Below are 10,711 nucleotides of genomic sequence, written 5' to 3'. Positions count from 1 at the left end.
TTGTTTGAACTCCCCTGTGTATCTTTTATTTGGTTTCCCTTTTGGCATAAAACAACACCCCATTCGTTAGTAGTATACCATACTGTCTAACAATTGGGGTGCTGTTCATTCAGCCGGTGGGATTTTTTTACACTTTGTTCAGGACTTCCGCCTGCTGGTCCAGCCAGGCGGTGAGCTGGTCCAGCCCCTCCGGACTGAGGGGGAAGGCCGTCTCCGCCAGAATCTCGCTGAGCTCCTTGGTGAGGGGGCCCCGCCACAGCTGGACGGTGAGCTGTCCCTCCTGGGGCTGGATGAAAAACCGGGCCTGGCCCAGGCTGCCGTACCAGCTGTTGCCGTTCTCCCAGAAGGACAGGGTGGGGATAAACAGTGCTTCCACAGTGACGCTCCTTTGCTGAGGGTTACCGGCGGCCGTCCCGCCGGCGTTCGTAGGGAATGGGGTTGGGGTTGGCGCGGTAGAACAGGGCGATGGCGTCGCATACCAGGTCATACAGGTCGTTGTTCTGATAAGCCAGCTCTCCGTTGTAGTCCTCGGCAAGCTCCTGATCCGAGATGTCCCCCTTGTAGTAGCGGAAGGCCACCTCGCCGCAGGACCGCAGGCGCACCAGAGCGGCGTTTACCCTATCCCGCTCCTCCGGCGTAAGGCAGTCCGCCTCCCGCAGGGTGGAGCGGAGAAAGTCGCAGTAATAGAGAAGATCGTCGTTCCAGCTCCGGTTCTCGTTGTGCTGGGCCTCGTACCGCAGACGCTCGATCTGCCGCAGCAGCTCCCCCTGAAGCACCTGGGCGTACCCCCGCTGGGGCACCCACCGGTTCCAGATCTCTTTGCAGACGTTAAAGTATTCCATTCCCTTGGTTCTCCTTTGGTGTTTCGCGATTCAGTCCTGGGGTTCCGCCCAGTTCAGGGAGCGGCCCACAGCCTTGTGCCAGCCCCGGAGCAGCCGCTCCCGGGTATTGCCGTCCATGCCGGGCTGGTAGAGCCGGTCGGTCTGCCGCAGGGCGCGAATCTCCTCCCGGCCGCTCCAGAAGCCCACCGCCAGCCCCGCCAGATAGGCGGCCCCCAGGGCGGTGGTCTCCCGGATCTTGGGGCGGCACACGGGCTTGTTCAGAATGTCCGCCTGGAACTGCAGAAGAAAACTGTCCCGGCTGGCCCCGCCGTCGGCGTTGAGCTCTTTCAGGGAGATGCCCGTGTCCTTCTCCATGGCGTCGGCCAGATCCCAGACCTGATAGGCGATGGACTCCTGGGCCGCCCGGATGATGTGGTCCCGGCTGGTCCCCCGGGTGATGCCCACCAGCGCCCCCCGGGCGTACATGTCCCAGTAGGGAGCCCCCAGCCCCGTGAAGGCGGGGACCAGGTAGACGCCGCCGGTGTCGGGCACCTTGGAGGCGTAGTACTCCGCGTCCCGGGCCTCGCCGATGAAGCGCAGCTCATCCCGCACCCACTGGATCACCGCGCCGCCCACAAAGACCGAGCCCTCCAGGGCGTACTCCCCCTTCCCGTCCAGCCCCACGGCGACGGTGGTGAGCAGTCCGTTCCGGCTGCGGCACAGCTGGTCCCCCGTGTTCATCAGCAGGAAGCAGCCGGTGCCGTAGGTGTTTTTGGCCTCCCCCGGGGCGAAGCAGCCCTGGCCGAACAGGGCGGCCTGCTGATCCCCGGCCACTCCGGCGATGGGGACCTCAGCCCCCAGCAGATCGGCGGTCCCGTAGATCTGGCTGGAGTCCCGCACCTGGGGCAGCATTTTCATGGGGATGCCCAGTCTGGCGCAGATGTGCTCGTCCCAGAACAGCCGCCGGATGTCAAAGAGCATGGTGCGGCTGGCGTTGGTCACGTCGGTGATGTGGACCGCACCGCCGGTGAGTTTCCACACCAGCCAGGCGTCCACTGTGCCGAAGAGCAGCTCCCCCTGCTCCGCCTTCTCCCGCGCTCCCTCCACGTGGTCCAGAATCCACTTCAGCTTGGTGGCGGAGAAGTAGGCGTCAATGAGCAGTCCGGTGTGCTCCTGCACATAGGCGGAGAACTCCCCGTCGGCCTTCAGCTCCTCACACAGAGAGGCGGTGCGGCGGCACTGCCACACGATGGCGTTGGAGACGGGCCGGCCGGTCTCCCGGTCCCAGACGATGGTGGTCTCCCGCTGGTTGGTGATGCCGATGGCGGCCAGCTCCTCCGGGGAGACGCCGGTCTGGGCCAGCACCTCCGTGAGGACGGAGTACTGGGTGGACCAGATCTCCATGGGGTCCTGCTCCACCCAGCCCGGCTTGGGATAGATCTGGGTGAGCTCCCGCTGGGCGGAGCCGATGATGTTCTGCTCCTGGTCGAAGAGGATGCACCGGCTGCTGGTGGTCCCCTGGTCCAGGGCGGCGATATAGCGCTTCATGGGCGGCACCTGCCTTTTGTTTTTTATTATGACAGAAAACGCGGGGGATGTCAAAATTATGGGGGTTTCGCAGGCGGCGAAACCCCTGCGGTACACAGAATCAAAATCAGTGATTGGCCAGCCGGTAGATCTCCAGAATATCCTCGTACCCCAGCACCCGGAAGGCCCCGATGGTGCGCTGGCCGTAGAAGGTGCACCGGCGGGCCAGCTCCTCCAGCTCCTCCTCCGTCTGGAGGCCGCAGCCCAGCTCCACCAGGCTGGTGGGCATGCCCAGAGAGCGGAAGAAGTCCACCGTCCGGGCGATGGCCTCCTGGGCCAGCTCCTCCTGGGTCTTCCCGGCGGGGTCCAGACCCCACACCTTCACGCCGTACTGGGCGAAGCGGGCGGGGTTGGTTTTCCAGCAGTAGGCGGCCCAGCTGCCCCAAACGGCGGACAGGGTGGCCCCGTGGGCGAAGTCGAACCGGGCGCTGAGCTCGTGGCCCAGCTGGTGGGGGGCGAAGTCCTTGGGGGCTCCCAGGCCGGTGAGGTCGTTGTGGGAGAGGCTGCCAGCCCACATGAGCTCGCTCATGGCCTGCTCGTCGTGGGAGTTTTTATGGGCGCGGGTCCCGCAGGCGATCACCGTGCGCAGCAGTCCCTCGGCGATCTCGTCAGTGAGCAGGTTGCCGGTGACCGAGGTGAAGTACCGGTCCAGAGTGTGCATCATAATGTCCACCACCCCGCAGGAGACCTGGTAGGGGGGCAGGGTGTAGGTGAGCTCCGGGTCCAGAATGGCGAACTTGGGCCGGAGCAGGTCGGAGCCCAGCCCCCGCTTTACCAGCGTCTCGTCGTGGGTGAGGACGGCGGTGTCGCTGGTCTCGCTGCCGGAGGCGGAGATGGTGAGCACCACTCCGATGGGCAGAATTTGCTCCACCGGCCGCTTCCGCTGCCAGAAGTCCCACAGATCGGCCTCCGGATTCGCCGCCCCCAGGGCGATGGCCTTGGACGCGTCGATCACGCTGCCGCCGCCCACGGCCAGGATCAGGTCGGCCCCGAAGTCCAGGGCCTTCTGCACCCCCTCCCGGGCCTGAAACAGACGGGGGTTGGGGTGGATGCCGCCGAAGGTCTCGTGGGCCAGTCCCGCCCCGTCCAGAGAGGACAGCACCCGGGAGAGGAGTCCGCTGGCCTTGGCGCTCTGTCCGCCGTAGACCACCAGGACGCGCCGAGCCCCCAGTTGAGCGGCCTTGGGACCGGTCTGGGCCTCGGTGCCGGGGCCAAAGACAATGGCGGTGGGCTGATAAAATTCAAATGCATTCATGGTACGGAAGTTCCCCCTTTCCAAAACTGAAAACCATATGAAAATGGTAGCACAACCGCTGTCCGGTGGCAAGGGGAGGGGGACCATTTTCTCCTGGAACGCATAGGCTGGGATGTGGCACAGCCACATAGAACGATCCAAGGAGAAGGAGCGTATCCTGCTATGAATCATTACCTTCCATCCGACCGGGGCGGCCGGCCGTGCGGGGAAGTGGTGGCCTATCTGACCACTGCCCGCCCCTCGGACTGCTGTTGTCCCGCCCCGTGCCCGCCTCCTTGTCCGCCGCCCTGTCCTCCGGTCTGGGGCCCCACCGGCCCGACAGGACCCCAGGGGCCCACCGGTCCAACCGGCCCCACCGGTCCACAGGGGATTCAGGGGCCCCAGGGCTTTGCCGGCCTGCCCGGCCCCACTGGGCCTACCGGTCCGCAGGGGACGCCCGGGCCCGATGGGCCCACTGGACCCACCGGTCCCCAAGGAAATCCAGGCCCTGACGGCGCGACGGGCCCCACCGGTCCGACGGGTCCCACAGGGACTCAGGGCGCAACCGGTCCCACCGGCCCGACGGGCGCCGCGGGCGCTCAGGGTGCGACTGGTCCCACCGGTCCGACGGGGGCCGCGGGCGCTCAGGGCGCAACTGCCCCGTCAATATATGCACAACAAGGAAAATGCCGTAACCATGCGGCTTTCAGCACATTAAAGACAATTAAACAACCCCTATAATTACACCTAAAACGCCGTAGCAAGGTTGGACAAGCCTTGATATGGCGTTTTTAAGTGAGTAGGATATGTCGCCGCAGCTTGAAAAGAGTTGCGGTTTTTTTATGCCCGAAAACAGGCGGTAACGTGGAACGTTAGGCGCGAAAAAGCCCTTGCAATACAAGGCTTTTCAGACACAAAAACGGCAAAGGCATACTGCAATACCAAAACCGCCGAAAACGGCTTTCTAATATTCCACGCAGACCAAGAGAGGAAGTGATGAAACATGGCAGTTTTCAGAGTGGAACGCAATACGGGATATACCGTTATGAGCAACCACCACTTGCGCAATAAGGAACTCACCTTAAAGGCAAAAGGCTTGCTTTCGCAAATGCTGTCTTTGCCCGAAGATTGGGATTATACCCTTGCGGGCTTATCTCACATCAACCGCGAGAAGATCGACGCAATCCGCGAAGCGGTAAAAGAACTCGAAAAAGCCGGATATATCGTGCGCAGCCGGGAGCGCGACGAGAAAGGACGCTTGCGGGGCGCGGATTATGTCATATACGAGCAGCCGCAGCCGCGAGAGCCGGAAGCAGCTACCAGCGGCGAACAGCCGTCTATATCGGATTACCCTACATTGGAAAATCCAACATTGGAAAATCCAACATTGGATAATCCAACGTTGGAAAAACCTACGTTGGAAAATCCAACGCAATTAAATAAAGATATATCAAGTAAAGAACAATCAATTACTGATTTATCAAGTACCCATTCCATTCCTTTCCATTCCCCAAACCCCTTGCCCTTTGCACAGGACGAAGCGGCTACGCCGCCGGAAAGGAAAAGAACGGAAGCGAAAAGCAATAGCGCAGTAGAGATTTACAGGGAGATTATCAAGGACAATATCGAATACGACCATCTCATTCAAAACTGTAAAATCGACGCAGACCGCCTAAATGAGATTGTTGACCTTATGCTGGAAACCGTCTGCACAGCCCGAAAGACAATCCGTATTGCCGGGGACGACTACCCCGCCGAACTTGTCAAATCCAAGTTTTTGAAGCTGAACAGCAGCCATATTGAATTTGTTTTGGACTGCATGAGGGAAAACACAACCAAAGTGCGCAATATCAAGCAGTATCTAAAAGCGGTGCTGTTCAACGCGCCGAGTACCATTGACAGCTACTATACCGCCCTTGTCAATCACGATTTTTACGGCGGCGAATGAGCATAGCCACACTTTACCGGGAAAGGAGTTGATACCTTGCAGGAGGAAGTAACCCAAAAAACGATTGCCCTATACGTCAAAGTGGGAAAAGGCGCGGCGCGGCTTACCGAACAGGCGTTGCAGAAAGCAATCCGAAAGTTTTTGGAGCAGAAAAGCAAGCCCGCGCATGGGAAACAGACCATGCGCCAGCTTATGAAGCAGAACGCGGGCGTTTCCAACATCGAGATCACCGACAGCAATATTAAAGCCTTTGAGAGTACGGCGAAGAAATACAACATAGATTTTTCGCTGAAAAAGGTTAAGGGCGAGCAGACCCGTTACCTTGTGTTTTTCAAAGGCAGGGACGCGGACGTTATGACCGCAGCGTTTCAAGAGTTTTCCGCAAAGAAGCTGAACAGGGATAAAAAGCCCTCTATCCGCAAAGCCCTTGCCGCAGCAAAGGACAAGGCGAAGCAGCTTAACGCCGCCCGCGACAAGGTAAAGAAAATAGACAGGGGGCGCGAGATATGAAGCAGATAAACTACAAAAAGCTGATAATCCCGAATATCCCGTATGTGTTCTTTGTCTATCTCTTTGATAAGGTGGGACAGGCGGTGCGGCTTGCCCCCGGCGCGGATATTTCCGAAAAGATACTCAATATCACACAGGGATTTTCCGAAGCGTTTTCAAATGCCTTGCCGAGCGTTCACCCGTTGGATTTGCTTATTGGCATTGTCGGCGCGGTGGTTATCCGTCTGATTGTCTATGTCAAAGGGAAAAACGCGAAGAAATACCGCAAGGGCGCAGAATACGGCAGCGCACGTTGGGGCAACGCCGAAGATATAAAGCCCTACATCGACCCAGATTTTCAGAACAACATCATTTTGACGCAGACCGAACGGCTTACCATGAACAGCCGCCCTAAATCACCGAAATACGCGAGAAATAAAAACGTCGTGGTGATCGGCGGCAGCGGCAGCGGAAAAACAAGGTTTTTTGTAAAGCCTAATTTAATGCAGCTTCATTCTTCCTACGTCTTGACCGACCCGAAAGGCACCGTCCTAATCGAGTGCGGAAAGCTGCTGCAACGGGCAGGCTACCGCATTAAGGTACTGAACACGATAAACTTTCGGAAAAGTATGCACTATAACCCCTTTGTCTATATCCGCAGCGAAAAGGACGTGTTAAAGGTTGTCAATACCCTTATCGTGAATACCAAAGGCGAGGGAGAAAAGAGCGCGGAAGATTTTTGGGTGAAAGCCGAGAGGTTACTATATTGCGCGTTGATCGGCTACATTTGGTATGAAGCCCCCGCCGAGGAAATGAACTTTATTACCCTGTTGGAACTTATCAACGCAAGCGAAGCACGCGAGGACGACGAGGAATACCAAAGCCCCGTTGATCTGCTCTTTGCCGATTTGGAAGAACGCAGCCCCGACCATTTCGCGGTGAAGCAATATAAAAAATACAAATTGGCGGCGGGCAAAACGGCAAAGTCAATCCTTATTTCTTGCGGTGCGCGTCTTGCCCCTTTTGATATAGAGGAACTCCGGGAACTCATGTCCTATGATGAATTGGAACTTGATACATTGGGCGACAGGAAAACCGCGCTTTTCCTCATAATGAGCGATACCGACGACACCTTTAATTTTGTTATCGCTATTTTGCAATCGCAACTTTTCAATTTACTTTGTGATAAAGCGGACGACGAATATAACGGCAAATTGCCTGTTCACGTCCGCTTTTTGCTTGACGAGTTTGCCAACATCGGGCAGATACCCCGCTTTGATAAACTAATTGCGACCATTCGCAGCCGGGAAATGTCCGCTTCTATCATTCTGCAATCGCAGAGCCAGCTAAAAGCCATTTACAAGGACGCGGCAGAAATCATACTTGATAATGCCGACAGCACCTTGTTTTTGGGAGGACGTGGGAAAAATGCAAAGGATATTTCGGATAACTTGGGACGGGAAACAATCGACAGTTTCAACACTTCCGAAAATCGCGGCACGCAGGTTTCTCATGGACTTACTTATCAAAAATTAGGAAAGGAGTTGATGACACAGGACGAAATAGCAGTTATGGACGGTGGGAAATGTATTTTGCAGCTACGCGGTGTACGTCCCTTTTTAAGCGACAAATACGATATAACGAAACACCCGAACTACAAATACCTTTCCGACTTCGACAAGAAAAACGCTTTTGACGTTGAACGGTATATGTCTACCCGTCCGGCAATCGTAAAGCCCGATGAAGCCTTTGACATATACGAAATAGATTTGTCCGACGAGGACGCAGCCGCCGAGGAATAACGGCGGCATTTTCATTTTCAACAACATTTTTTGAGCCGCACAACGGCAGAAAGCGAGGTTTATATGGATTTCTTTAACAGCGCAGTTGGTGTATTGCAGACTTTGGTTATCGCGCTTGGCGCAGGTCTTGGCATTTGGGGTGCCATTAACTTAATGGAGGGTTACGGCAACGACAATCCCGGAGCCAATGCTCATGTGCCATAAAGTAACACATAAGAATTGATAGACAGCAGCCCACTATTCCGCAGCAACAGCGAGTTGCTTGTTAAAACCCCATTTTGAAGTTATAATGAGTAAAAACAACCTTTAGGAGGGACGGGCATGGAAATACAAGGTATTCTTAAAAATTTACGCGAGAAAAACAACCTTACGCAAGAACAACTGGCTGAACGTGTGCAAGTTACCCGACAGGCGGTTAGTCGCTGGGAAACAGGCGAAACGCAGCCAAATACAGATACCTTAAAACTGTTATCACGAGTTTTTGATGTGTCAATCAATACGCTTCTGGGTTCTCCACGGCAACTTGTTTGTCAGTGTTGCGGAATGCCATTGAATGAAGATGGTCTGATTAGCCGAGAACCAGACGGAAGCTATAACGAGGACTATTGTAAATGGTGCTATGCTAATGGGAAATTTGCATATCAATCCAAGGAATCTTTATTGGATTATCTGGTTGCGAATATGCCAAATCCCGATAACGCAGATGAAGAAACCAGACGTAATCAGTTTGATTTGTACCTTTCGCAATTAAAGCACTGGAAATAACTATATTGTCATAGCAAAGCCAGCCGAGCCAGTCAACGGTCAAGATGAACGGCGCGTACCGCGCCGCCGTTGACAGCCCCGCCCGCCTTTGCTGGTAGGCAATCAAGGGGCGACAGCAAGGAGTGCTGCCGCCCCGCACTATTATCAGAGAGGGGGAATTTCCATGACCGAAGATGAAGCCTACAAAGTGCATATCCAGTACACCTTTAACGCCTTTTGCAAGGTTGTCATTCGTCACGCCGCCATAGATATAATTTTGAAGCTGCGCCGGAGGTGGGAACGGGAAGTTTCCCTTGACTATCTGATGAATGAGAAGTTTGTCCAGCTTGCCGAGCCGGAGCAGCTTGAAGAATATCTTTTTACCGCCTGCGGCCAGACCGCCGTTCTGTACCATGCGGAACTCGCCGCCGCCCTTGCCCTTTTGCCAGAGCAGACACAGGAAGAAATTTTCCGTTACTATTTCCTGCGCCAGCCGCAGCGGGTGATCGGCGTACATATCGGACGGACACGCAGCACAGCGGGGCGGCATATCCAGCTTGCCTTGCAGCGGTTACGGCGGCTCATGGAGGGAAAAGACCATGAGTAAACTTCTCCCCTATGAAACAATCGTCAAAGCCCATGAGGGCGACCCGGACGCAGTAAACGCCGTTCTGTCCCATTACGCCGGATATATCCGATATTTTTCTAAAGTGAACGGTCAAGTAAATACCGAGGTTGAGGAATATGTGAAGCAACAGCTAATTGCCGCGCTATTCAAGTTTCGCTTTGACCGATAAGCTGAAAAACTAAATACCGGCTGTCATTATCGGCGCCACCCAGCAAGTTTACAATTCATCTATTTCCAAGAGCAGTCGGTCATAGTATAATGGAGCCAGCGAAGATAAGGAGATGAATAGCGTCATGGAATATATAAAATATTTAGAGGAACTGATACCCGAAAAGGACAGCCTGAAACTTGTCAAATCTGAGGCCGAGAAATTCTATAAGACACATTCACTTGATGAATGTGTCCACATGGGACATGAACTGTATCAGTCAAATAATTTTCAGATACAGGAAGTAGGAGTTTTCCTGTTAGGATATGCGGCTCACGAAAATTCCGCCGCACTATCATTCTTGAAAAACACAGTAAGTCAACATGATAGCTGGAAGGTACAGGAAATTTTGGCTATGGCCTTTGATAATCATTGTAAGATTATCGGATATGAAGCTGCTCTGCCAACCATTCAAGAATGGTTAGCCAGCGATTGCGCCAATGTACGACGGGCTGTATCAGAAGGATTAAGAGTATGGACGAGCCGCCCGTATTTCAAAGACAATCCACAGGTAGCCATTGACCTATTATCTGATCATAAATCCGATGAAAGTGAGTATGTACGAAAATCCGTAGGCAATGCCATAAGGGATATTAGTAAGAAACACAGCGCGTTAGTTGTAGCGGAATTAAGCACATGGGATTTATCATCAAAAGAAGTTCGGCAGGTTTACAAGCTGGCAAGTAAATTTATTGAAAAATAAATCCGTAAACTTCTGTACTTCCATCATCGGTGCAACTTGACCCGAACTTTCAAAACTGAATACCAGCCGCCACCGGCGACCAGCGAAAGCAGTAAGTCTGAAAAAGATTTGCTGCTTTTTTTGTTGTCTATTTGGCATTTTTGAAATTTGTCCGTATTAAGAAGCAAAGAGAAAATTTCCAGTATTTCCGTCATTTTTGTCGTTGCTGGTGTTGTAGGGAGTGAAAGGAAAAATTCTCTGCCCCGCCGGTTGCCAAAACCCTGTTGGCCGGATTACTAAGGCAAAAGAAATTTTGAAAAATCCCCAGCCAGCGGGCAGACAGCGGCCTTTCAAATGTATCTTTAGCGGAAAGAAAAAAGGCCGCGCACAGCGGGCCGGAAGCCCCGTTCCATTCGCTCTATGTACGGAAAAACCCGAACAGGGGCAGTCTGCGGCTTACTTAGAGCAAGTTTCTACCACGGTGCCAAAATCCGCAATTCTGCGGTTTTGCCCCTCGCGGGAAACTTGTTGGGGAGTGCCTTCCCCAAACCCTGCTTTGCGGCTTGCG

The 10,711-nt window shown here is 54.5% G+C and carries 11 protein-coding genes and 1 pseudogene; 8 read left to right on the top strand and 4 right to left on the bottom strand.

Annotated elements, in window-relative coordinates; translation table 11 throughout:
• Positions 1 to 127 precede the first annotated feature (127 nt).
• From B5F19_RS15585 to B5F19_RS15570, 4 genes are all read right to left on the bottom strand, one after another.
• Entirely contained in the window at positions 128 to 376 is a 249-nt protein-coding gene (locus B5F19_RS15585) for a hypothetical protein (protein WP_087292282.1), read from the bottom strand.
• Positions 377 to 398: 22 nt separating this feature from the next.
• Positions 399 to 842, bottom strand: coding sequence for a hypothetical protein (locus B5F19_RS15580; protein WP_087292279.1), 444 nt, complete (start codon positions 840 to 842; stop codon positions 399 to 401).
• Between the two features lie 30 nt (positions 843 to 872).
• Positions 873 to 2,369: a glycerol kinase GlpK gene (glpK, locus tag B5F19_RS15575; RefSeq protein ID WP_087292276.1), complete on the bottom strand. Its 1,497-nt coding sequence runs from the start codon at positions 2,367 to 2,369 to the stop codon at positions 873 to 875.
• Between the two features lie 106 nt (positions 2,370 to 2,475).
• On the bottom strand, positions 2,476 to 3,663 hold the full coding sequence (locus B5F19_RS15570; protein WP_087292273.1) for an iron-containing alcohol dehydrogenase: 1,188 nt from the start codon (positions 3,661 to 3,663) through the stop codon (positions 2,476 to 2,478).
• A gap of 982 nt (positions 3,664 to 4,645) precedes the next feature.
• Between B5F19_RS15570 and B5F19_RS15560 the strand changes: the two genes are divergently transcribed.
• The 8 genes and pseudogenes from B5F19_RS15560 (at position 4,646) to B5F19_RS15525 (ending at position 10,164) form a co-directional block, all read left to right on the top strand.
• Entirely contained in the window at positions 4,646 to 5,590 is a 945-nt protein-coding gene (locus B5F19_RS15560) for a DUF6017 domain-containing protein (RefSeq protein WP_007860264.1), read from the top strand.
• Positions 5,591 to 5,626: 36 nt separating this feature from the next.
• Complete coding sequence (locus tag B5F19_RS15555; RefSeq protein ID WP_007860263.1) at positions 5,627 to 6,100, top strand: PcfB family protein; 474 nt, start codon at positions 5,627 to 5,629, stop codon at positions 6,098 to 6,100.
• Positions 6,097 to 7,881 carry a type IV secretory system conjugative DNA transfer family protein gene (locus tag B5F19_RS15550; protein ID WP_007709590.1) on the top strand — a complete coding sequence of 595 codons (1,785 nt, stop codon included), beginning with the start codon at positions 6,097 to 6,099 and terminating at the stop codon, positions 7,879 to 7,881. Before B5F19_RS15555 ends, B5F19_RS15550 begins: the two co-directional genes overlap by 4 nt.
• 63 nt (positions 7,882 to 7,944) lie before the next feature.
• Positions 7,945 to 8,073 (top strand): annotated as a pseudogene (locus B5F19_RS15545) (Maff2 family protein); the annotation flags it as partial.
• 129 nt (positions 8,074 to 8,202) lie between these two features.
• Positions 8,203 to 8,646 (top strand): zinc ribbon domain-containing protein, encoded by a 444-nt coding sequence (locus B5F19_RS15540; RefSeq protein ID WP_002571021.1) that lies wholly within the window; start codon positions 8,203 to 8,205, stop codon positions 8,644 to 8,646.
• A gap of 163 nt (positions 8,647 to 8,809) precedes the next feature.
• Positions 8,810 to 9,232, top strand: a complete 423-nt coding sequence (locus B5F19_RS15535; RefSeq protein ID WP_087292264.1) for a sigma-70 family RNA polymerase sigma factor — start codon at positions 8,810 to 8,812, stop codon at positions 9,230 to 9,232.
• A complete protein-coding gene (locus B5F19_RS15530; protein WP_087242861.1) occupies positions 9,225 to 9,422 on the top strand; it encodes a helix-turn-helix domain-containing protein in 198 nt (65 codons plus the stop codon). Before B5F19_RS15535 ends, B5F19_RS15530 begins: the two co-directional genes overlap by 8 nt.
• 124 nt (positions 9,423 to 9,546) lie before the next feature.
• On the top strand, positions 9,547 to 10,164 hold the full coding sequence (locus tag B5F19_RS15525; protein ID WP_087292261.1) for a DNA alkylation repair protein: 618 nt from the start codon (positions 9,547 to 9,549) through the stop codon (positions 10,162 to 10,164).
• The last annotated feature ends 547 nt before the right edge of the window (positions 10,165 to 10,711 follow it).

Origin of the sequence: Pseudoflavonifractor sp. An184 (assembly GCF_002160305.1) — a bacterium.
GTDB lineage: Bacteria > Bacillota > Clostridia > Oscillospirales > Oscillospiraceae > Lawsonibacter > Lawsonibacter pullicola.
The sequence above is the reverse complement of the archived record's forward strand: the minus strand, read 5'-3'. Positions and strand labels throughout refer to the sequence as shown.

Coding starts and splice junctions, on each gene's coding strand:
- B5F19_RS15580 (WP_087292279.1), bottom strand. CDS start 842: ATGGAATACTTTAACGTCTGCAAAGAGATCTGGAACCGGTGGGTGCCC.
- glpK (WP_087292276.1), bottom strand. CDS start 2,369: ATGAAGCGCTATATCGCCGCCCTGGACCAGGGGACCACCAGCAGCCGG.
- B5F19_RS15570 (WP_087292273.1), bottom strand. CDS start 3,663: ATGAATGCATTTGAATTTTATCAGCCCACCGCCATTGTCTTTGGCCCC.
- B5F19_RS15560 (WP_007860264.1), top strand. CDS start 4,646: ATGGCAGTTTTCAGAGTGGAACGCAATACGGGATATACCGTTATGAGC.
- B5F19_RS15550 (WP_007709590.1), top strand. CDS start 6,097: ATGAAGCAGATAAACTACAAAAAGCTGATAATCCCGAATATCCCGTAT.
- B5F19_RS15540 (WP_002571021.1), top strand. CDS start 8,203: ATGGAAATACAAGGTATTCTTAAAAATTTACGCGAGAAAAACAACCTT.
- B5F19_RS15535 (WP_087292264.1), top strand. CDS start 8,810: ATGACCGAAGATGAAGCCTACAAAGTGCATATCCAGTACACCTTTAAC.
- B5F19_RS15530 (WP_087242861.1), top strand. CDS start 9,225: ATGAGTAAACTTCTCCCCTATGAAACAATCGTCAAAGCCCATGAGGGC.
- B5F19_RS15525 (WP_087292261.1), top strand. CDS start 9,547: ATGGAATATATAAAATATTTAGAGGAACTGATACCCGAAAAGGACAGC.